This window comes from Craterilacuibacter sp. RT1T (assembly GCF_023502145.1).
Taxonomy (GTDB): Bacteria; Pseudomonadota; Gammaproteobacteria; order Burkholderiales; family Chromobacteriaceae; genus Craterilacuibacter.
The window spans coordinates 69438-90674 of record NZ_JAMFLI010000006.1 but is presented as its reverse complement, the minus strand read 5'-3'; the positions used below and the strand labels follow the sequence as shown (position 1 = coordinate 90674).

Sequence of the window (21237 nt, the reverse complement as noted above, 5' to 3'; positions counted from 1 at the left end):
GTGGGCGGGAGTAGGGAGTAGGGAGTAGGGAGTAGGGAGTAGGGAGTAGGGAGTAGGGCGGGTTACTCCCCACTCCCTTCTCCCCAAAAAGGAAAATCTATGGATCAACAAGTGCTGGCCGCGATGGCCAAGTGGCCGAATGTGCCTGCTGTATTTGGCTGGCTGGCGCTGGATGCACGCGGGCAATGGCGGCTGCAGGGTAAGCTGCTAAGCCAGGCGGCGATGACGGCATTTTTCGGACGTAATTATCAGGCGGATGCTGCCGGGCGCTGGTTTGTGCAGAATGGTCCGCAGCGCGTATATGTCGCGCTGGATGCGGCACCGCTGATCCTGCGCCGTCATCCGGGTGCCTGGCAGGCGGCACCGACGGGGGCCCGCGCCAAGGTGAATGCCTTGTTTATTACGCCGGAGGGGGAAATGTATGCCGATTTTTCCGGCACGCTGGCCTTGCTGGACGACAGGGATCTGGCGGGTGTGCAGGCCGAGTGCCTGCCCGATTGGGATGGCGAGTTGGCTAATTTGCCGGCAAAAAGGATGTGCGATGGGGAGGTGCTGACGCTGGCGCCCGCTTGCGCCGCCGATTTGCGCGCCCGTTTCGGGGTGTGCGTGGCACCGATGGCGGATGCCGGTTAAGCCGTGCGGATGGTATCATCCGCTTTTATTCAATCGTTGATTGACTCCGCTTTATGCGCATTTTGTTTGTTCGCTTTTTTGCGGCGCTGCTTGCCGCCGCCGCCCTGTGGCTGGCTTGGGTCGTCGTTGTGCCGGTGCCGCTGCCGGCCACACCCTACAATGTGACCGTTGGCCCTAACCGTACCCTGTCGCAAGTGGCGCGGGGACTGGAGAGTGATGGCGTGATCCGTAACCGCTGGGTCATGGTGGCCTTGTCGCGCATGACCGGCGCCGACCGCAAGGTCAAGGCGGGCTTGTACGAGTTTTCCAGCCCGGTCGCGATGTGGGAAATCCTCAAGCGTCTGGCCGAAGGCAGCCCGGATCAGCCTAGTGTGACCGTGATCGAAGGCTGGACTTTCCGCCAGTTCCGCCAGGCGCTGGCGCGCGAACCGGGGCTTGTGCAGACGTCGGCCACTTGGAGCGAGTCGCGCATTATGGCCGAACTGGGCGCGACCGATCAGGCAGCCGAGGGTATGTTCTTCCCCAGCACCTATTTCTATACGCCGGGCGCTTCCGACCTGGAAGTGCTGCGCCGTGCTTATCGCACCATGCAGCAACATTTGGAGTCGGCCTGGAATGCGCGTAAAGAGGATGTGCCTTATGCCACGCCTTACGAGCTGTTGACCGTGGCCAGCCTGATTGAAAAGGAAACCTCGAAAGATAGCGACCGTCCCATGGTGTCCTCGGTGTTTGCCAACCGGCTGAAAATCGGCATGCGCTTGCAGACCGATCCATCGGTGATCTACGGCATGGGCGAGCGTTATCAGGGGCGCATCGGTAAGGAAGGGCTGCGCCGCGACACGCCTTACAATACCTACACCCGTAGTGGCTTGCCGCCTACGCCGATTGCCTTGCCGGGCGCTGCAGCGCTGCAGGCGGCGGCGAACCCGGTGGAGAGCCGTGCGCTGTATTTCGTTGCCAAGGGCAAGGGCGAGTCGCACTTCTCCGAGACGCTGGACGAGCATAATGCCGCCGTGCGCCAATACATTCTAAAGAAAGGCCCGTGATGCAGCCACGCTTTATCACGCTGGAAGGCGTAGATGGTGCCGGCAAAAGCACTCATCTGGGCTTTATCCGCGACACGTTGTCGACCCTGGGCGTGGATGCCTGTTTTACCCGCGAGCCAGGCGGCACCGCCTTGGGCGAGCAGTTGCGCACGCTGTTGCTGGCGGTGGAGACCAGGGTTTCGCTGGAAACCGAAACCCTGCTGATGTTTGCCGCGCGCAGCCAGCATCTGGACGAGGTGATACGGCCGGCGCTGGCGGCTGGGCGCTGGGTGGTGTCCGACCGTTTTACCGACGCGACGTTTGCCTACCAAGGTGGCGGGCGCGGCGTGGCCGAGGCGCGTATTGCCGCGCTGGAAGACTGGGTGCAGCAAGGCTTGCAGCCCGATCTGACCTTGCTGTTTGATGTACCGACCGAAGTCGCCGCGCAGCGCATGTCGGCCACGCGCGAGCTGGACCGTTTCGAGCGCGAACAGGGCGATTTTCACCGCCGCGTGCGCGCCGCCTATCTTGCGCGGGCCAAGGATAACCCGCGCTTTTATGTGCTGGACTCGACCCGCAGCATTGCCGACATCCAGACCGATATCGCCCGGCGTCTGGCGCAACTGGCGGAGCAGGCCTGATGCTGTATCCGTGGCAGCAGGCCGACTGGACGCGCATTAGCAGCGAGTTTGCGCGCTTGCCCAATGCCTGGCTGTTTACCGGCATGGCCGGCAGCGGCAAGCTTGAATTCGCCGAACATCTGGCGCAGGCGCTGTTGTGCGACCAGCCCAAGCCCGATCATGGCGCCTGCGGCCAGTGTGAGTCGTGCCGCTGGTTTGCCTGCGCCAGCCATCCCGATTTTCGCCGCTTGTCCCCCGTTATCGAGGGCGAGGAAGAGGGCAAGGAGGGCAAGCCGACGCGCAAGCTGGCCCAGATCAAGATCGAGGCGGTGCGCGAGATTATCGAATTCTCGCAATTAAGCTCGCACCGCCACGGCCAGCGCGTGGTGCTGGTGGAGCCGGCCGAGACGCTGAACCCGGCGGCGGCCAATGCCTTGCTCAAGGTTTTGGAGGAGCCGCCGGATGATGTGCTGTTTTTATTGGTGGCACATTCGCCACAGCGTCTGTTGCCGACCATCAAGAGCCGTTGCCGCCAGTATCCGCTGGCGCGCCCATCGCATGAAATGGCGCTGGCCTGGTTGAAATCGCAAGGCATCGCGCGCGCCGAAATCGAGTTGGCGCACAATGGCGGCGCGCCTTTGTTCAATCACGATCCGGCTTTGACGGCGCTGCGCGACCAGTTTGTCGCCGCGCTGGCCGCCCCTATGCTGACCGGCATGCTGGATATGGCCGAACTGGTCGACAAGCAAAAATTACCGCTCGCAGTGCCGCTGGACTGGCTGGCCAAGTGGCTGCATGACCTGGCCAGTTTGAGTCTGGCCCGCAGACTCCGCTATTATCCCGAGCATGAAAGCGCATTATCGTCGCTGGCGCGCCGTGCCAAGCTGCCCGAGCTGATGCGTTGTCAAAGCGCGGTGACGACACTGGTGCCTTATGGCCAGCACACGCTGAATGTCCGCCTGCAACTGGAGGCGCTGTTAATGGACTATCTCAAGGTATTTGCCTGATATGACGAGCCTGGAAACGCCTGCCGAACGTACTGATCCTGCTGCCCGCGCCGGCGTGCTGTCGCTGTCCATCCGCGAGCGCAGCGCCTTGTTTGCCGCCTATATGCCTTTTCTCAAGAATGGCGGGATGTTTATTCCATCGGCGCGGGAATATACGCTGGGGGACGAGGTCTTTCTGCTGCTGACGCTGATGGACGATACGCAAAAGACCGCCTTGCAGGGCAAGGTGGTGTGGCTGACGCCGGCCGGAGCCAACAATAACCGCACTCAGGGGGTCGGGGTCGAGTTTGCAGCCGGAGAAGCCGCCGATCAGGCGCGCGAGCGCATCGAAAAACTGCTGGGCGGCGTACTCAACTCCAGCCGCAATACGCATACCATGTGATAGTGGGGAGGAGTAGGGAATGGGGAGCAGGGAGTAGGGAGTAGATGCCCTCACCACTCTCTACTCCCCACTCCCCACTCATAGCCCCCATTCCCTACTCCCTAGAAAGCGGCCATGCTCGTCGATTCCCATTGCCATCTGAACTTCCCCGATCTTGTTGCCCGCCTGCCCGAAGTCCTGGCCAATATGCAGGCGGCGCAGGTGACGCACGCCATGGTGATCGGGGTGGCCATGCCCGAGTATCCGGCGGTATTGGCACTGGCCGAGGCGCATGCCAACCTGTTTGCCACGGTGGGGGTGCATCCGGATAGCCAGGAGGCTGAAGTGCCGTCCGAGGATGAGTTGGTGGTGCTGGCTGAGCACCCGCGCGTGGTGGGCATAGGCGAGACCGGGCTGGATTATCACTGGTGCAAGGGCGATCTTGACTGGCAGCACGCGCGCTTTCGCCGCCATATCCGCGCCGCACGCCGCGCCGGTTTGCCCCTGGTCATTCACACCCGCGAGTCGGCGCTGGATACCTTGCGCATCATGCGCGAGGAGAAGGCGGGCGAAGCCGGCGGGGTGATGCATTGCTTTACCGAAAGCTGGGAAGTGGCCGAGGCCGCGCTGGATCTTGGCTTTTATATCTCGCTGTCCGGCATCGTGACTTTCAAAAATGCCAGACAGATTCACGAAGTGGCGCAAAAAGTGCCACTCGATCGCCTGCTGGTCGAGACCGACTCGCCTTATCTGGCGCCGGTGCCTTATCGCGGCAAAACCAATGAGCCGGCTTTTGTGCGCCATGTTGCCGAACATATCGCCTCTTTACGCGGCATCACGCTGGAGGAGGTCGCCACCGCGACGACCGAGAACTATTTCCGCCTGTTTGCCAAAGCCGGTGCACAACGTGGCTAAGCGCGGGCGCATCACGGTATTGGGCTGTGGCTCCAGCTCGGGCACGCCGGCGCTAGGCTGCAACTGTCCGACCTGCGTGTCGGACAATCCTAAAAACCGCCGCACCCGCTGCTCGGCCTATATCCGCATCGATGAGTTGGGCCTACTGATTGATACCGGGCCGGACTTGCGCCAGCAAGCTTTGCGTGAAGGGCTGACCCGGGTGGATGCGGTGTTGTATACCCATCCGCATGCCGACCATCTCAACGGTATCGATGATTTGCGCGCGTTTTGCTATGTGAAGCGCGGCCCTATCGATCTCTTGGGTAATAGCTTCACCATGGATAATATCCGTGCGCGTTTCGGCTACGGCCTGATGCCGGCTTCGCCAAGCTGGGACAAACCGGTGCTGGTGCCGCACGATGTCGAGGGGCCATTGAGCTTTGCCGGCCTGAAGTTGACGCCTATTCCGCTGAAACACGGCCACTGGCCGTGTAGCGGCTGGCGTATCGGCGATATGGCCTGGCTGACCGATGTGTCGGACATTCCCGAAGAAAGCCTGGCTTTGCTGGATGGCGTACGTCTGCTGTTTCTCGATTGCCTGCGCGATACCCCGTATTTCTCACACCTGTCGTTTGCGCAGGCGCTGGCTTGGGCTGCGCGCATCGGTGCCGAGCGTACGGTACTGATTCATATGACGCACGAGCTGGAATTTGCCGCTTTGTCGGCGCGCTGCCCGGCGGGCGTCGAGGTCGGTTTTGATGGTTTACAGCTGGATTTCAAAGTGTAGTTTTAGTCTTTTTGGGTTTTGCTTTGCAAAATGCAATGCAAAATAATTAATATTAGCCAGTATCTGCTCGCCTTATTGACGGCAAACTAGGCCGCCTTATAGATTGCCCTATTCAAGTGACAAAGAATAAGGAGAGGCGTATGGCTTTGCGGTCCCCTTTGCCGATGTGGGCAAAAATTCTGATCGGCCTGGTTGCCGGTGTGGTGACAGGTTTTCTTGCCGGAGACTGGGCGCATTATCTTAAGCCGGTTGGCGATCTCTTTATCACCCTGATCCGCATGGTGGTGTTGCCGGTGATTTTTGTGTCGCTGGTGTGCGGCGTGACCGCGATGCACGACCTGAAAAAAATGGGGCGGGTGGCAGGCAAGACCATGGTGCTGTATATGCTGACCATGGCGCTGGCCGGTGCACTGTCGATGACGGTCGCCAGCTATCTGGGGATCGGTTCCGGTCTGGGTTATACCGTCCCTGCGGTGGCGCAGACGGCGGAAGTGCCATCCTTTATCGACACCATTATGGCCATTGTGCCGGCTAACCCGTTCAAGGCTTTTGCCGACGGTGCCATTTTGCCGGTGATCGTGTTTGCCATCTTCTTCGGCCTGTCCATTAATCTGGCGGGCAAGGATGGCAAAGTGGTGGCGGACTTTTTCCGTTCGCTCAACCATGTGGTGTTCCAGCTGGTGAATATCGCGCTGTCTTTTGCGCCTTACGGCGTATTTGCGCTGATGGCCTATGTGACGGCAGACAACGGCTTTGCCATCTTGTCCGGTCTGGCCGCGCTGGTGGGCACGATCTACTTCTCCTGTCTGGTGATGCTGACCGTGGTGTATGCGGTGCTGTTGCTGGTGTTCGGCCTGAACCCGTGGCATTTCATCCGCAAGATGCTGCCGGTGCAATTGTTTGCCTTCTCCACCACCAGCTCCAACGCAACCTTGCCGCTGAACCTGAAGGCAGCAGAAACCCAGTTGGGCGTGCATAACAGCATCGCCTCTTTTGTACTGCCACTGGGCGCGACGGTGAATATGAATGGTCTGGCGACTTATCTGGGCGCGGTAGCGATTTTTGCCGCCAATGCCTACGGTATCGAGCTGACGCTGGTGCAAAAAGTCACCGTGGTGCTGACTACGACGCTGGCTGCCATTGGCGCTGCCGGCGTACCGGGTACCGGCTTGGTGGTGATGAGTCTGGTCTTGTCGTCGGTGGGCCTGCCATTGGAGGTGATCGCTGCGATTGCGGCGGTGGACCGTATCATCGATATGATCAATACCCCGACCAATGTCTCGGGTGACACGCTAGCTGCGGTGCTGGTCGCCAAGAGCGAGGGTGAGCTGGAGCTGGATGTATACAACGGCGACATTGAACTGGCCGAGGCTGAAGTCGTCTGAGTGCTGGTTTAAATGTTAAAAAAGGGATGCCTCGGCATCCCTTTTTTATGGTTAAGCCTGCTCAGAAGCGGCGGCTCAGGCCAGCCTTGTGCAGGATGGTGGTGGAGATCTCCTCGATCGACTTGTGGGTGGTGCTGATAAAGGGGATGGCATGCTGGCGGAACATGGACTCGGCCTCGTTCACCTCGGAGCGGCAGTTTTCCATGCTGGCGTAGGTCGAGTCGCGGCGGCGCTCGCTGCGGATATTGTGCAGGCGCAGCGGATCGATAGTCAGGCCGAAAATCTTGTTGCGGTAAGGCAGCAGGCTCTTGGGCAGGGTCGGGCAGCCCAAGTCTTCCGGTGTCAGCGGGTAGTTGGCGGCCTTGATGCCGTATTGCAGTGCCAGATAGAGGCAGGTGGGGGTCTTGCCCGAGCGCGATACGCCAACCAGAATCACGTCCGCTTCTTCCAGATCTTTTAGCTTGATTCCGTCATCGTGGTTAAGCGAGAAGTTGACGGCCTCAATGCGGTGATCGTAACGCTCTTCGTTAATCAGACCATGTGCCTTGCCTATGGTTTGCGCTGCCTTTTGTCCCAGTTCGCTTTCGATCTGGCCGATAAAACTCTCGAAAAAGTCGATGGATAGCGCGCAATCGAGCTTGAGATGGGCGCGTACTTCCGGATTGATGATGCTGGTGAACAGAATGGGGCGGTGGTGATCGCTGCTGGCGCGCGTGCAAATTCTTTGCGCCACTTCTTGGGCTTTTTCGACAGTATCGATGTAGGGAATGGTTTCGCGCTTGAATTCCTGCATATCAAACTGGGTCAGCAGGGTCGAACCCATGGCTTCGGCGGTAATGCCGGTGCGGTCGGAAACAAAAAAGGCGGAGCGGCGGTGTGGCATGCGGGTACCTGTCGGAGTCGGGTCAGCCAGTCGGCAATGGAACTATTATATCGCGGCTGACCGCTTCGCCCTATCTCATGTCATGCTTGCGCATCAAACTTATGATGCAGTGCAAAACGTTAGCCAGATCAGCCTCTATTCGTATAGAATTCTGGGCTTGATATCATCCCAATCCACTACAGGAAGAAGAAGTGATGGCTGAGAGCTACGTGATCTGGTTCGAGAAGCTGCGTATGACTGACGTTGAACAGGTAGGCGGCAAGAATGCCTCTCTGGGCGAAATGATCAGCCAGCTGGCCGGTTCAGGTGTCCGTGTCCCCGGCGGTTTTGCCACAACAGCTGACGCATACCGTGTCTTTCTTAATCACAATGGTCTGGCTGACCGCATTAATGCCAAGCTGAACCAGCTGGATATCGATGATGTCAGCGAACTGGCACGCGTGGGCAAGGAGATCCGTCAGTGGATCATCGACACCCCGTTCCCGGAGAAGCTGGACGCAGATATCAAACAGGCTTGGGAGCAGATGGTGGCCGACGCCGGTGGTGCCGATATTTCGGTGGCCGTGCGCTCGTCTGCAACAGCCGAAGACCTGCCGGATGCTTCGTTTGCCGGTCAGCAAGAAACCTTCCTGAATATCCGCGGCCTTGAGAACGTCAAGGACGCGATGAAGCATGTATTCGCCTCGCTGTATAACGACCGCGCCATTTCCTACCGCGTACACAAGGGCTTTGCCCATGATGTGGTAGCTTTGTCCGCCGGCGTACAGCGCATGGTGCGCTCTGACCTCGGTGCTGCCGGTGTGATGTTTACCATCGACACCGAATCCGGTTTTGACCAGGTGGTGTTCATCACTTCGTCGTATGGCCTGGGCGAAACCGTGGTGCAAGGCGCGGTCAACCCTGACGAATTCTATGTGCACAAGCCCACGCTGGCTGCCGGTCGTCCTGCCATTTTGCGCAAGACCATGGGCTCCAAGCTGCTGAAGATGGAATTTACCGACGCCTCGCAAGCCGGCCGTTCGGTACGCACCATCGATGTTTCTGCCGACGAGCAGAAGCAGTTCTCCATTACCGATGCCGAAGTGGCCGAACTGGCTCACTACGCCCAAATCATCGAAAAGCACTACCAGCGTCCTATGGACATCGAGTGGGGCCGTGACGGGGTGGATGGCAAGCTCTACATCCTGCAGGCGCGCCCAGAGACGGTGAAGTCGCAGGAAAACCGTGTCGATACGCTGCGCCGTTACCGCTTGAACAGCAAGGCTGCCGTTCTGGTTGAAGGCCGTGCCATCGGCCAGAAAATCGGTCAGGGTGTCGTACGTCTGGTGCGTGATGTGTCCGAAATGGACAGTGTCAAGCCGGGCGATGTGCTGGTGACCGACATGACCGACCCGGATTGGGAACCGGTGATGAAGCGTGCCGCAGCCATCGTGACCAACCGTGGTGGCCGTACCTGCCACGCTGCGATTATCGCGCGCGAACTGGGTATCCCGGCTGTCGTGGGCTGTGGCGATGCGACCCGCGTGCTGCGTGATGGCATGGAAGTGACGGTTTCCTGCGCCGAAGGCGATGCCGGCCTGATCTACGACGGCCTGCTCGACATCGAAATCATCGATCTCAAACTCGACTCCATGCCTAAGAGCCCGGTCAAGATCATGATGAACGTCGGTAATCCGGAACTGGCTTTCGACTTTGCCCAGCTGCCGAATGAAGGCGTGGGCCTGGCGCGTATGGAATTCGTGATCAACCGCCAGATCGGTATTCACCCGAAAGCCCTGCTCGAGTTTGACCGCCAGTCGGCTGAACTGCAGGCTGTGATTTCGGAGCGCATCGCCGGTTACGCAAGCCCGGTTGACTTCTACGTCGACAAGCTGGCCGAGGGTATTGCTACGCTGGCCGCGGCTTTCTCGCCGAAAAAGGTGATTGTGCGCATGTCCGACTTCAAGTCGAACGAATACGCCAACCTGATCGGTGGCAGCCTGTACGAGCCGCATGAAGAAAACCCGATGATTGGCTTCCGTGGTGCCGCACGCTATATCGCACCGGCCTTCCGCGACTGCTTCGAGCTTGAGTGCCGCGCCATGAAGAAGGTACGCGACGACATGGGCCTGAGCAATGTCGAAGTGATGATTCCGTTTGTCCGCACCCTGAGCGAAGCGCGTCAGGTGGTGGAAATTCTGGAAAGCTTCGGTCTTAAGCGTGGCGAAAACGGCCTGCGCCTGATCATGATGTGCGAGCTGCCATCCAATGCCGTGCTGGCCGAGCAGTTCCTCGAGTATTTCGACGGCTTCTCCATCGGTTCCAACGATATGACCCAGCTGACGCTGGGTGTGGATCGCGACTCCGGCGGCCCGATTGCTTCGACCTTTGACGAGCGCAACGAAGCCGTACTTGCCATGCTGTCGATGGCGATCAAGGCATGCCGCAAGCTGGATAAATATATCGGTATCTGTGGCCAGGGCCCATCCGATCATCCGGACTTCGCCAAGTGGCTGGTCGAGCAGGGCATCGAGACCATCTCGCTGAACCCGGACACCGTGGTTGAGACCTGGATCTATCTTGCCAAGGAACTGAACGCCTGATTTTCAGGTGCGCTCCACAAAAACCGCCCGCCTTATGGCTTGGGCGGTTTTTTTTGGCTATTTCCCAGTTGCGAGTTGCTACTTACATGATGCGATGCAGACTGTTTACGCATCAGCTACCCATCCCCATTAGGCTCGCGCCGGTGTAAAAGGCGCTGACGAGGTTTTAAGCTGGCCTTTGTTTGAGCGATTCGACGCTAGCGAATACCCCGCTGGGCGAATCAAAGATTCGCACGCATGGCGTTGGCCAGCGCCTCGCGAGCGCTTTTTGTACCGGGGTTTCGCGAGGCTTCGGGGCGCCGGGGCTGCAAGGGGCCGGGCGCGTCCAGCCCCTGCCCGCATGCCGCGCGGAAGCGGCAAGCTCAAAACGTCCGCGTAGCGGACACAAAACCCGTCTGCGCCAACTCATTACTGGGACATCGCTTTTTTTTGCCCTGTCCCTGTCCCTATGTCTGCCTGCAACGCAGCGCGCTGTCCGCAGGTTTTTCCGTACTTAAGGATTTGTTAATTTTCGGATGGTTAAATGCATGCCATCGAAACCGGACAGAAGAAAACACCTCATGAAAAAGCTTGCCATCACCGCCCTCATCGCCGCCGTCTTGCCTGTTGCCGCCATTGCCGGCAACAGCGTGGCCCATAGCTATACCGGCCCGAGTGCCGTGCCTGTGCTGAAGAGCATTGTCGAAGCGCAAAAGGGTGCGGATGACGCACGCTTTGTGCTGGAAGGTCAGGTCGTCAAGCAGCTAAGCAAAGACACTTACCAGTTCCGCGATGCCAGCGGTGAAGGCGTGGTCGAAATCGACAGCAAGCATTTGCCGGTGGAGAAGTTTGACCAGAGCTCGCGGGTGCGCCTGTCCGGCAAGATAGACAAAGACTGGTATGAAACCACGCCTGAGATCGATGTGAAATCGGTGGAAATCCTGCGCTAGAGCGCCTTTTTCATCGGCGCCGTGGCAGATTAAAAGCAGGCTGCTATAACTTTTAGCATACGGTATATCGATTTTTTATTTATTCTGTTTGGCCGTATCTGGTGCCGGCAGAGAAATCAGGAGTGGAATGATGAAACGTTTTGCCTTGCTGGCCTTGTGCATGAGCACCCTGCCTTTTGCCGCCCATGCCGAATATGTTGGTTCCGGTGCCGCGCCTGCGCTCCAGTCTGCGGCGGTGGTGACGGCAGCGGCCGCAGCCAAGATGGCTGACGATAGTCGGGTGACACTGGAGGGGCATGTCGTTAAGCAACTGAGCAAGGATCGCTATACCTTCCGCGATGCCAGTGGCGAGATCAAGGTTGAAATCGACCACAAGTATCTGCCAGTCGAGAACTTTGGCGCTACGACGCGTGTGCGCTTGAGTGGTGAAGTCGACAAGGATATAAGCGGTGTTGAGCTTGATGTGAAGTCGGTACAGATTCTGCCTTAAGCTGCGAATAGCACCCTGACAAACGGACCTGAGCGGTCCGTTTTTTATGCGTGGCGGTAAGCGGCCGTATTGGCTTGTTTAATGATGCTATATGGGTAGATAATCCTGTTTAATATCTTGTGATGTCTGCCTGCCATGCTGCCTTATCTTGCCCTGACCTTGGCCATGCTGTTGTGGGCCAGTTCGTTTATTGCGCTTAAATATGTTTTCGCCGTATTCGATCCCATTTTCGTGCTGTTTGCGCGCATGGTGATCGCGACGCTCTGTGTATTGCCGCTGCTGCTGCGCAGCAATAGCCGCTGGCGTTATCAGGCCGGCGACTGGAAGTGGCTGCTGGGACTGGGCTTAGCCGAGCCTTGCCTGTATTTCCTGTTTGAAGCACAGGCGCTGATGCATACCAGTGCGTCGCAAGCGGCGGTGATTACTGCGACCCTGCCCATTTTAGTGACCGCCGGGGCCATGCTGTTTCTGGCCGAGCGTCATGGCCGCCAGATCTGGGCCGGCATGCTGGTTTCCTTTGCCGGCGTGGTGTGGCTGACGCTGGGAGCCAGCGCCAGTGCTTCCGCGCCCAATCCTTTGCTGGGCAATGCGCTGGAGTTTCTGGCCATGATTTGCGGGGCCGGCTATATGCTGATCGCCAAGAAGCTGTCGGTACGCTACTCGGCCCTGCTTTTGACCGGGGTACAGGCGCTGATGGGATCGCTCTGGTTTGGCGTAGCCATGCTGACACCGTGGGGAACATGGCCCGACAGCCTGCCGTTATGGCCCAGCTTGTGGGTGGTGTACTTGGGCGCTTGTATCACCTTGGGCGGCTATGGCCTTTATACCTGGGCGGTCAGCAAGGTCGACGTGGCGCGCGCGGCATCCTTTATCAACCTGATTCCGGTGTTCTCGGTGGCGCTGGCGTGGCTGATTCTGGGCGAGGTGCTGAATCTGTCGCAGTGGCTGGCCTGTGCGCTGGTGTTTGGCGGTGTGCTGATCAGTCAGAAAAAACCGGCTGCAGTGCAGCCGGTTGAGGTGAGGGCATAAGGTGAGTCATGCCCGGCATCAAAGTATTGCCGCGTGCCGCCGGCTTAATTCGGATACGCCTTGCTCACTTCGTCGGCGACCAGCGCCTTGAGCTGGCCTACGCCGAATTCGGTCAGGGGGCGGCCGTTGACGAATAGCCCCGGGGTCATGTCGACCTTGAGCGCCTGACGGTCGGCCTCGTCTTGTGCGGCGATGGCGCGGATCTTGTCCGAATTCATATCTTGTGCCAGGCGGGTCATGTCTACGCCTTCATGCATCATGATCGCGGCCACTTTGTCCGGGTCGGCCTGATGGTGCGCAGCCCAATAAGCCTGATTCTGGTACAGCACTTCCAGTAGCGGCCAGTAAGGCTTTTGCAAGCGTGCGGCTTCCAGCATGCGCACAATCTGCTCCGCGCCCTGATGCAGGGCGGCATAGCGCAAGACGATTTTGACCTTGCCCGGATACTGGGCGACCAGATCCTTCAATACCGGCGACATGGCCGCGCAGGTTTCGCAGGCCGGATCGGAAAACTCGACAATCACCACCTTGGCCTCGCTCGGACCATAGACCGGCGCATGCATGCGGATCAGTTGTTCGCTGCTGGCGCGGGGCTGGGCCGCCATTTTTTCGCTTTGCTGCGACTGGTAAAGAGCGGAGGCGATAAAGAAGGCGGCGATGGCCAGCACGACGCTGCCGCCGAGCAGAAGTTTATTTTTCACGATTGAGCGACTTTCGGGTAAGAAGGAGCAGGATATTGATAGCGGCAAAGGCCAGCAAGGATAGCAGGGGCAGGGTGATAAAGCCGAATAGCTGCAGGTCGATCTGGGCGCAGGAGCTGCTGCCCTGGCCGCAAGGCTGCAGATCCTGCGGGATCAGGCCGGCGTAAATCAGGTTGTGATAGAGGGCAAACAGGGTGCCGGCGAGGCTTAGCGGCAGGGCGTAGCGGATGGCGGAGCCATCGGCGTACAGCAGGCCCGTGCCCAGAATCAGCACCAGCGGGAACATGGCGATGCGCTGATACCAGCACAGCACGCAGGGTTCTATATGCATGACTTCGCTGAAAAATAGTGCGCCCAGCGTGGACGCCAGCGCCAGCAGCCAGGCCAGAAAGACCCTGTTCCAGTTTGAGGTGTGCAGCATGCTTATCCTTGTATTGCGGGCGGCGTTCAGCCGCCGGTTTGCGACATGAAGCGCACGACCTGATCGGGCGCTTCGTTGAAATGATGGCGTTCGGGCTTGCGGGCGATGGCGTCCATAATGGCGGCGCTAAGGGTCGCATCGCTTGCGCCTGCGCGCAGCATCCGGCCCAGCTCCAGCTTGTCATTCTGCCCCAGGCACAGATAGAGCGTGCCATCCACACCCAGACGCACGCGGTTGCACGCTGCGCAAAAATGCTGCGAAACCGGTGTAATCACGCCAAAACTCAGCTGGCCATCGGCGTTGCGCCAGTAGCGCGCCGGTGCGCGGTTGCCGCTATTGCTTTCGGCGCTCAGGCCGAACTCGGCCGCCACGCGCTCGCCCAGCGCGCTCAAGTCCAGATAGGCAGCCGCCTGTCCGGTTGCGCCTATGGGCATGGTCTCGATCAGGCGCAGTACAAAGCCGTTTTCCAGCGCGTAATGCACCATGGTATCGACATCGCGGTCATTAACTCCGGCCTGCACCACCATATTCAGCTTGATCGGGGCAAAGCCTGCTGCGCGGGCGGCGCTCAGGCCGGCCAGTACATGATCCAGCTTGTCGCGTCCGGTGATGCTGGCAAAACAGGCTTTGCTCAGCGTGTCCAGGCTGACATTCAGGCGTGCGACGCCGGCTTTTTTCAATGCGTCTGCATGGCGTGCCAGCTGGGTTGCGTTGGTCGATAAGGACAAGTCGCGCAGGCCGGGCATGGCGGCAATCGCGCTCACCAGCGAAACCAGTCCGCGACGCAGCAGCGGCTCGCCTCCGGTCAGCCTGACCTTGGCGACGCCCAAGTCGACAAACAGCCGCACCAGTCGCGCCATTTCGGCGTGGCTTAGCCAGTGTGCCGGCTCCTCGAACCCCTTGAAACCCTCGGGCAGGCAGTAGCTGCAGCGCAAGTCGCAGCGGTCGGTCACCGAGACGCGCAGATAGTCTATGCTGCGCCCGAAACCGTCTATCAGTCGGGCGGTACTCATGGCTGGACCTGCTCGCTGCGGTGTGCGGCCTGTGCGCGCGCCGCTTCGCTCATGCTGTCGATAAAGCGCAGCCGTTCGGGGTCGGCCGCCTCCAGCTGGCGCGCCTTGTCCAGATGCGCGAGTGCACGCGCCGTGTCTTTGGCTTCCATCAGGGTTTGCGCGAGAAACACATGCAGGGCGCTGTCATCCGGGTTGTGGGCGATGGCGCGCTGCAAAATGGCCAGCGGCGGATGCGGCTGATGGCCCGAGGGTGCCATCACCAGCGCCATGCCGTATTCGGCCAGCAAATTGGGGTCTTCATCCAGCGAGGGCTCGATGCGGGCAAAGGCTTCGACGGCCGCATCATAGTTGCCCAGTACATAGTAACTGTGCGCCAGCATGGCCCAGCCGGCCTTGTCGTCCGGATTGGCCGCCAGTCGCGCCGCCAGCTTGTGCACCATATCATCGGCCTGCATCGGGCTGTCCGGCTGTACGCCGTTGACCATATCGAAGCGCCCCAGATAGGCATAGGCCGCAGCCGATAGCGTCAGGGTCAGGCAGAGCGCCATACCCAGCAAAACCGGTGCGCGGCGGCCGGATGCTGAGGGTGCCGGTGCCGGGGCGATCTTTTCTTCTTCGGCCATGCGTCGGGCCAGATCCTGGCGCAGCGCCGATGCCTGAGCTTCATTGAGTTCGCCATGAGCACGCTGTTGTGCCAGCATCTGCCAGTCATCATCCGTAACGGCGCTTTGACCGGTGCCATCGTATTTTGGCGGACGCCATAAAGGCCAGATAAAGGCCAGCGCGATCAGCAGGCTTAAGAGCGACACGGCAAGCAAAAAGGCGGTCATGCCGGGGTGTCCTTGTTTTGTTGGGCCAGCAGGGCGTGGATGCGCGCGGCGGTCGCGGCATCCGGTGGCGGGGCTGCTTGCTGCTTTTGCCGCTGCACGATATGCCTGAGCATCAGTGCGCCGCAGCTGAACAGGGCGAGCGGCCCCAGCCATAACAGCCAGGTCAGCGGTTTGAACGGCGGGCGGTAGCGCACGAAATCGCCATAACGCTCGGTGAGAAAGCTGATGACTTCGCTATCGCTATGACCGTCGGCAATCAGCTTGCGCACTTCGCGCCTCAGGTTTTGCGCCAGCTTGGCATTGGAGTCGGCCAGCGTTTCGTTCTGGCACACCAGACAGCGCAGTTCGCGCGAAATGGCTTTCAGGCGCGCGTCGACCATGGCCTCGTCGGCCGGCAGCGGCGCGGCCAGTGCCAGAGTGGTGGCGAGCAGCAGCAAAGCGGCAGCCAGTGCCTGCGCCCACAGGATAAAGCGGCGTGCCGCGCTCATGCCTGCAGCTTTCGGATCAGCGGCAGCAGGGTGTCCTGCATCGTTTCGCGGGTAATCGGCCCCAGATGGCGGTAACGGATCACGCCTTGCTTGTCGATGACGAAAGTCTCGGGTACGCCGTAGACGCCGTAGTCGATGCTGACGCGCCCGTCGTCGTCGCTGGCCGACAGCAAGTACGGGTCACCCAGTTCGGTTAGCCAGGCGCGTGCCGCCTGTGCTTCGTCTTGCTGGTTCAGGCCGACGATGGGCACATGCCGGGCGAGCTGGGTCACGATTTCGTGCTCGCTGCGACAGGCCGCGCACCAGGAAGCCCAGACATTCAACAGCCATACCTGGCCGTGCATCTGCGCCGGCGCAAAGCTGGCCTGCGGGTTGGCCAGTTGGGGCAGGTTAAACGCCGGCGCTGGTTTATCCAGCCGCTGCGAAGGCAGTTCGCGCGGGTCTTTGTCCAGACTGGCGGCAAAAAAGCCGACCATCACCACAAACACCGCCAGCGGCAGCGCCCATATCCATTGTTTTTTCATTGTGTTTTCCTTTTGCGCGCACGGTAGCGCCGGTCTGCTACCGCAATCAGTCCACCCAGTGCCATCAGCAGGGCGCCATACCAGATCCAGCCGATAAAGGGCTTGTGGTAAAGGCGTATGCCCCAGGCGGTGTCGCCTATCTTGTCGGCCAGCGCCACATAAACATGGGACAGTGCGCCATCGTGGATGGCGGCCTCGGTCATCGGCATGCCGGGCATGGACAGGTAAACCCGTTTTTCCGGTTTCAGCGTGGCCACTGCCTTGCCGTCGCGGCTGACGGCGATATGGGCTTGCTCGCCCAGATAATTCGGGCCTTCCAGCGGGCCTGCGCTTTGCAGGGTGAAGCGGTAGCCGGCCAGCATGGCATGCTCGCCCGGGGCGAGCGCCACATCGCGTTCGCTCTCGTAAGCCGAGGTCAGGGTGATGCCCACGACCGTGATCGCGACGCCGATATGCGCCAGATGCATGCCCCAGATGCCCAGCGCCGGGCGCTGGCCTTTGCGTAAACGGCTGGCCAGATCCAAGAGGGCGGACAGCGTGATCCAGAGCGCGAGCGCCACACCGGTGACGGACAGGGCCGACATCTGCCCCACGCTCCAGACCCATAGCACGGCCAGCAGGCACGAGACGGCCAGCACCACGCCCAGACGGCGGGTGATTTCGGCCAGCGCATGCGCCTTCCAGCGTGTCACCGGGCCTATGCCCAGCACGAACAGCAAGGGCAGCATCAGCGGAACGAATACGGCATTGAAGTAGGGCGGGCCGACCGAGAGTTTGCCCAGATTCAGCGCATCCACCATGAGCGGGTAGAGCGTGCCCAAGAGCACGGATGCGGTGGCTACGCAAAGCAGCACATTATTGGCCAGAAGTAGCGACTCGCGCGACAAGGGTTCGAAGCGGGCATGGCTTTGCAGCGCCGGCGCCTTGAGGGCGAACAGCAATAGCGAGGCGCCGACTACCAGCGCCGTCAAAACCAGAATGAACAGGCCGCGCGACGGATCGGAGGCGAAGGCATGAACCGAGGACAAGACGCCCGAGCGCACCAGAAACGTCCCCAGCAGCGACAGCGAAAAGGTGAGGATGGCCAAGAGCACGGTCCAGCTTTTGAAGACCCCGCGTTTATCGGTGGCTGCCAGCGAGTGCATCAGCGCCGTGCCGGCCAGCCATGGCATAAAGGATGCGTTTTCCACCGGGTCCCAGAACCACCAGCCACCCCAGCCCAGCTCGTAATAGGCCCACACGCTGCCAATGGCGATGCCCAGCGTCAGATTGACCCAGGCAAAAGTCGTCCAGGGGCGCGACCAGCGTGCCCAGGCCGCATCGATGCGCCCCGACATCAGCCCGCCTATGGCCATGGCAAAAGCGACCGAGAAGCCGACATAACCCATATACAGCAGGGGCGGGTGGATCACCAGCCCCGGGTCCTGCAGCATGGGATTGAGCTCGCGCCCTTCCAGCGCCGGGATGTCCAGCCGGGTAAACGGGCTGGAGGTCAGCAGCAAAAACAGGCCGAAGCTGCCGGCGATCCAGCTCATCACCGCAATCACGCGTGCCAGCAAAGCCGGATCGAGCGCGCGCGAAGACAGGGCCACCGCCAGCGTCCACAGGCAGAGCAAGAGCAGCCACAAAAGCAGCGAGCCTTCATGCCCGCCCCAGACCGCAGCGATGCGGTAGAGCGTGGGCAAGAGCGTGCTGGAGTGCTGGGCGACATAGCTCACCGAAAAATCGTTGAGCAAAAACAGCGCCGTCAGGCAGGCAAACGACAGCAGCACCAGTGCGCTCAGGGCGAAAGCCAGCGGGCGTGCCGCCGCCATCAGCCGGCTGTCGTTCAGCGCTGCACCGCTAAACAGCAGGGCGCCGGACAACAGCGACAGCACTACGGCGGCAATCAGGCTGATCAGGCCCAGTTCGGGCAGCATCGCGCTCATGGCTGCACCACCGTCTGGCCTGCGCGCTCGAGTGCATCGGCGGCTTCGGGCGGCATATAGTTTTCATCATGCTTGGCCAGCACTTGCGAGGCCTGAAATACGCCATCTGCGCCCAGCACGCCTTGCACCACCGTGCCTTTGCCCTCGTTAAACAGGTCGGGCAGGATGCCCTGATAGCGCACCGGCACGCTATGCACCTGATCCGTGACGGCAAAGCTGACTTGCAAGCCGCCGGCGCTGCGCTGGATGCTGCCCGGCGCGACCAGGCCGCCGATGCGCAAGGTGCGATCGGTCGCGACTTGCTTGCTGGCCACCTCGCTCGGGGTGTGAAAGAACACCAGATTGCTGCGAAAGGCATTGAGAATCAGGGTGCTGGCCAGCGTGATGACCGCCAGCGCCGCTGCAAGCAGCAGCAGGCGTTTTTTTCTTTGTGGATGCATCAGTGTTGTCCTGTATGGCGGGGCTTAAGCGGAGCCGGCGCATTTTGTGTTCGCTGGCGGATCTCGTCGGCCACGCGCCCTGCACGGCGCGATAGCAAGGCCGTTTCCAGAGCCAGCAGCAGCAAGGTCACGCCGAACGAGCCCCAGACATACAGGCCGTAGCCACCCATATGCAAAAAATCGGAAATGCTGCCCCAGTTCATCGTGCGTCTCCCGCGAGTTGTCGTCTGGCCCATTCGCTGTCGCCTTCACGCTCCAGGAGCAAAGTGCGCGCACGCTTGAGCGAGGTGGCGATGGTATAGGCCCAGGCCGCCAGTGCCATGACCAGCATGCCGGCCAGCATGGTGGACGCCATGGACGGGGCGCGCGTCAGGCTGACCGACGCCCCCTGATGCAGGGTGTTCCACCATTTGACCGAGAAATAGATCACCGGCACATTCACGACGCCGACCAGGGCAAACAGCGCACAGGCGCGGTCGGCGCGGCGCTCGTCATCAATGGCGGCCCGCAGCGCCATCAATGCCAGATACAGGAATAAGAGAATCAGCTCCGAAGTCAGCCGCGCATCCCATACCCACCAGGCACCCCACATCGGTTTGCCCCACAGTGCGCCGGTCCACAGCGATAAAAAGGTAAACAGTGCACCGGTCGGCACCAGCGCCTGGGCCATCACCATGGAGATGCGCGTCTTCATCACCAGCGCCATCGCGCTCCAGAAGGCGATCACCAGATAGATGAACATCGACATCCACGACACTGGCACATGCACGAAAATAATGCGGTAGCCCTCGCCTTGCTGAAAGTCGGTTGGCGCGACGAAAAAGCCCAGATACAGGCCGAGCGTGGCCAATAGCAGCGCCAGCGCAAAAAACAGCGGCGACAGCCGGCCGGCCAGCGCGTAAAAGCGGGGCGGCGAGGAAAAATAGAACCAGTTGATCTTCATGGCGTGTTATTCGCAGGCAAGTTCAAGACAGGCGGCGCTGGCAAACGGGGCAAAAAACACCGAGAGCAGGCAAAGCGCCGCGAGGATGGACAGCTCGGCCTCAAAGCCGCTGCCGTTTTGCGCACCGGCCACCGCCAGCGCACCGAAAATCAGTACCGGGATATACAAGGGCAGCAACAGCAGCGACAGCAACATGCTGCCGCTACGCAGACCCAGCGTCAGCGCGGCGCCTATGCTGCCGACAAAGACCAGCGCCAGCGTGCCCAGCGCCAGCGTGAACGGCAGCAAGAGCAGCGCGCTGCCGGACAGTTCGAACTGCAGGCCCAAAAGCGGCGAGACCAGCACCAGCGGCAGGGCCGAGCCCAGCCAGCGTGCCAAAGCCTTGGTCGCGACCGTGGCCGGCAGCGGCAGGGGGCTGAGCAGCAACTGCTCCAGCGTGCCGTCGCGCCAGTCACTCTCGAACAGTTCGCCCACCACCATCAGCGAAGCGAGCAAGGCGCACACCCAGAGCGCACCCGGCCCCAGTGCCCGCAATAATTGCGGCTCGGGATTGATGGACAGCGCGAACAAGGTCGTGCACAGCACAAAGAAAAATACGGCGGACAGTGCGTCGCCCGGCTTGCGCAGTACCAGCGCGCATTCGCGCTTGAATAAAACCAGTGCCAAATCCATCAGGCAAAGTCCTCCAGTGCCAACACCCGCACGCCCGCGACGGCGGCGTGATGGGTGAACAACACGCGCCCGCCCGCGGCCGCATGCTGGTGTATGGCCTGCCATAGCTGGCGGCAAGCCGCGTCATCCAGCGCATTGAAGGGCTCGTCCAAGAGCCAGAGCGGACGGGACAGCAGGCTCAGCGTCGCCAGTGCCAGACGCCGGCGCTGGCCTTGAGACAATAAGCGTGCGGCCAGCGGCCATTGCGCGGCCACCTGCCATTGCGCCAGCGCCGCCTGGATGGCTTCGTCGTCGGCCTCTACACCGGCCAGACGCAGGCTGGTGCGGATATTTTCGCCCACGCTTAATTCGTCCTTGAGTGCCGGCTGGTGGGTACACCAGGCGAGGCGGGCGCGCCAAGAGAGGCTGCGCGCATCGACCGTCTGCCCTTGCCAGCGCAGTTGCCCGCTTTGCAAGGGGGCGAAACCGGCGATCTGGCGCAGCAAGCTGGTCTTGCCGCAACCATTGCTGCCGCTCAGGTGCAGCACTTCGCCGGCAGCCAGGCTAAAGCCCAGTCCGGAAAAAAGTGTGCGCCGGCCTTTGCAACAGCCAAGATCTAGGGTTTCAAACATGGATGAACGTGACCCAAAAAAAGGGGACGGATTTTACA

General features: G+C 60.6%; 25 protein-coding genes. 12 read left to right on the top strand and 13 right to left on the bottom strand.

The window, feature by feature from the left end; translation table 11 throughout:
• Window positions 1-99: 99 nt before the first annotated feature.
• The 8 genes from M3P88_RS10705 to M3P88_RS10670 all read left to right on the top strand — a co-directional run bounded on the left by M3P88_RS10705 (window position 100) and on the right by M3P88_RS10670 (window position 6715).
• Window positions 100-633 (top strand): DUF2946 family protein, encoded by a 534-nt coding sequence (locus M3P88_RS10705; protein ID WP_249616033.1) that lies wholly within the window; start codon window positions 100-102, stop codon window positions 631-633.
• 53 nt (window positions 634-686) lie between these two features.
• Window positions 687-1679, top strand: coding sequence for an endolytic transglycosylase MltG (gene mltG, locus M3P88_RS10700; RefSeq protein WP_249616032.1), 993 nt, complete (start codon window positions 687-689; stop codon window positions 1677-1679).
• Window positions 1679-2299, top strand: a complete 621-nt coding sequence (tmk, locus tag M3P88_RS10695; protein ID WP_249616031.1) for a dTMP kinase — start codon at window positions 1679-1681, stop codon at window positions 2297-2299. The genes mltG and tmk overlap by 1 nt, the downstream gene beginning before the upstream one ends.
• Window positions 2299-3285, top strand: coding sequence for a DNA polymerase III subunit delta' (locus M3P88_RS10690; RefSeq protein WP_249616030.1), 987 nt, complete (start codon window positions 2299-2301; stop codon window positions 3283-3285). The genes tmk and M3P88_RS10690 overlap by 1 nt, the downstream gene beginning before the upstream one ends.
• A gap of 1 nt (window position 3286) precedes the next feature.
• A complete protein-coding gene (locus M3P88_RS10685; protein WP_124735694.1) occupies window positions 3287-3667 on the top strand; it encodes a PilZ domain-containing protein in 381 nt (126 codons plus the stop codon).
• Between the two features lie 114 nt (window positions 3668-3781).
• Window positions 3782-4561 carry a TatD family hydrolase gene (locus M3P88_RS10680; protein WP_249616029.1) on the top strand — a complete coding sequence of 260 codons (780 nt, stop codon included), beginning with the start codon at window positions 3782-3784 and terminating at the stop codon, window positions 4559-4561.
• Entirely contained in the window at window positions 4554-5330 is a 777-nt protein-coding gene (locus M3P88_RS10675; protein WP_249616028.1) for an MBL fold metallo-hydrolase, read from the top strand. Before M3P88_RS10680 ends, M3P88_RS10675 begins: the two co-directional genes overlap by 8 nt.
• A gap of 140 nt (window positions 5331-5470) precedes the next feature.
• Window positions 5471-6715 (top strand): dicarboxylate/amino acid:cation symporter, encoded by a 1245-nt coding sequence (locus M3P88_RS10670; protein ID WP_249616027.1) that lies wholly within the window; start codon window positions 5471-5473, stop codon window positions 6713-6715.
• Window positions 6716-6776: 61 nt separating this feature from the next.
• On the opposite strand, the gene ppsR is transcribed toward M3P88_RS10670, so the two are convergent.
• Window positions 6777-7598, bottom strand: a complete 822-nt coding sequence (gene ppsR / locus M3P88_RS10665; protein WP_249616026.1) for a posphoenolpyruvate synthetase regulatory kinase/phosphorylase PpsR — start codon at window positions 7596-7598, stop codon at window positions 6777-6779.
• Between the two features lie 194 nt (window positions 7599-7792).
• Between ppsR and ppsA the strand changes: the two genes are divergently transcribed.
• The 4 genes from ppsA to M3P88_RS10645 all read left to right on the top strand — a co-directional run bounded on the left by ppsA (window position 7793) and on the right by M3P88_RS10645 (window position 12628).
• Window positions 7793-10180, top strand: coding sequence for a phosphoenolpyruvate synthase (gene ppsA / locus M3P88_RS10660; RefSeq protein WP_249616025.1), 2388 nt, complete (start codon window positions 7793-7795; stop codon window positions 10178-10180).
• 560 nt (window positions 10181-10740) lie between these two features.
• Complete coding sequence (locus M3P88_RS10655; protein ID WP_249616024.1) at window positions 10741-11109, top strand: YgiW/YdeI family stress tolerance OB fold protein; 369 nt, start codon at window positions 10741-10743, stop codon at window positions 11107-11109.
• A 127-nt stretch (window positions 11110-11236) separates the two neighbouring features.
• On the top strand, window positions 11237-11599 hold the full coding sequence (locus M3P88_RS10650) for a YgiW/YdeI family stress tolerance OB fold protein (RefSeq protein WP_249616023.1): 363 nt from the start codon (window positions 11237-11239) through the stop codon (window positions 11597-11599).
• Window positions 11600-11734: 135 nt separating this feature from the next.
• Window positions 11735-12628 (top strand): DMT family transporter, encoded by an 894-nt coding sequence (locus M3P88_RS10645; RefSeq protein ID WP_249616022.1) that lies wholly within the window; start codon window positions 11735-11737, stop codon window positions 12626-12628.
• A 44-nt stretch (window positions 12629-12672) separates the two neighbouring features.
• Here the strand turns inward: M3P88_RS10645 and M3P88_RS10640 are convergent, their stop codons facing one another.
• From M3P88_RS10640 to ccmA, 12 genes are read right to left on the bottom strand one after another with little or no spacing between them, the layout of a single operon-like run.
• The gene (locus tag M3P88_RS10640) at window positions 12673-13329 is read right to left on the bottom strand and encodes a DsbA family protein (protein WP_249616021.1); all 657 of its coding nucleotides are present in this window, start codon (window positions 13327-13329) and stop codon (window positions 12673-12675) included.
• Complete coding sequence (locus tag M3P88_RS10635; protein WP_249616020.1) at window positions 13319-13750, bottom strand: disulfide bond formation protein B; 432 nt, start codon at window positions 13748-13750, stop codon at window positions 13319-13321. The genes M3P88_RS10640 and M3P88_RS10635 overlap by 11 nt, the downstream gene beginning before the upstream one ends.
• Before the next feature lie 26 nt (window positions 13751-13776).
• On the bottom strand, window positions 13777-14763 hold the full coding sequence (moaA, locus tag M3P88_RS10630) for a GTP 3',8-cyclase MoaA (RefSeq protein WP_249616019.1): 987 nt from the start codon (window positions 14761-14763) through the stop codon (window positions 13777-13779).
• Window positions 14760-15593, bottom strand: a complete 834-nt coding sequence (ccmI, locus tag M3P88_RS10625; RefSeq protein WP_249616018.1) for a c-type cytochrome biogenesis protein CcmI — start codon at window positions 15591-15593, stop codon at window positions 14760-14762. The genes moaA and ccmI overlap by 4 nt, the downstream gene beginning before the upstream one ends.
• Window positions 15590-16081: a cytochrome c-type biogenesis protein gene (locus tag M3P88_RS10620; protein ID WP_249616017.1), complete on the bottom strand. Its 492-nt coding sequence runs from the start codon at window positions 16079-16081 to the stop codon at window positions 15590-15592. The genes ccmI and M3P88_RS10620 overlap by 4 nt, the downstream gene beginning before the upstream one ends.
• Window positions 16078-16605: a DsbE family thiol:disulfide interchange protein gene (locus M3P88_RS10615; protein ID WP_249616016.1), complete on the bottom strand. Its 528-nt coding sequence runs from the start codon at window positions 16603-16605 to the stop codon at window positions 16078-16080. The genes M3P88_RS10620 and M3P88_RS10615 overlap by 4 nt, the downstream gene beginning before the upstream one ends.
• Window positions 16602-18533: a heme lyase CcmF/NrfE family subunit gene (locus tag M3P88_RS10610; RefSeq protein WP_249616015.1), complete on the bottom strand. Its 1932-nt coding sequence runs from the start codon at window positions 18531-18533 to the stop codon at window positions 16602-16604. Before M3P88_RS10610 ends, M3P88_RS10615 begins: the two co-directional genes overlap by 4 nt.
• The gene (ccmE, locus tag M3P88_RS10605) at window positions 18530-18973 is read right to left on the bottom strand and encodes a cytochrome c maturation protein CcmE (RefSeq protein WP_249616014.1); all 444 of its coding nucleotides are present in this window, start codon (window positions 18971-18973) and stop codon (window positions 18530-18532) included. Before ccmE ends, M3P88_RS10610 begins: the two co-directional genes overlap by 4 nt.
• Window positions 18973-19176, bottom strand: a complete 204-nt coding sequence (gene ccmD / locus M3P88_RS10600; protein ID WP_249616013.1) for a heme exporter protein CcmD — start codon at window positions 19174-19176, stop codon at window positions 18973-18975. The genes ccmE and ccmD overlap by 1 nt, the downstream gene beginning before the upstream one ends.
• Window positions 19173-19916, bottom strand: coding sequence for a heme ABC transporter permease CcmC (ccmC, locus tag M3P88_RS10595; protein ID WP_249616012.1), 744 nt, complete (start codon window positions 19914-19916; stop codon window positions 19173-19175). Before ccmC ends, ccmD begins: the two co-directional genes overlap by 4 nt.
• 6 nt (window positions 19917-19922) lie before the next feature.
• Window positions 19923-20588 (bottom strand): heme exporter protein CcmB, encoded by a 666-nt coding sequence (gene ccmB / locus M3P88_RS10590; RefSeq protein WP_249616011.1) that lies wholly within the window; start codon window positions 20586-20588, stop codon window positions 19923-19925.
• On the bottom strand, window positions 20588-21199 hold the full coding sequence (gene ccmA, locus M3P88_RS10585) for a heme ABC exporter ATP-binding protein CcmA (RefSeq protein ID WP_249616010.1): 612 nt from the start codon (window positions 21197-21199) through the stop codon (window positions 20588-20590). Before ccmA ends, ccmB begins: the two co-directional genes overlap by 1 nt.
• Between the last annotated feature and the right edge of the window lie 38 nt (window positions 21200-21237).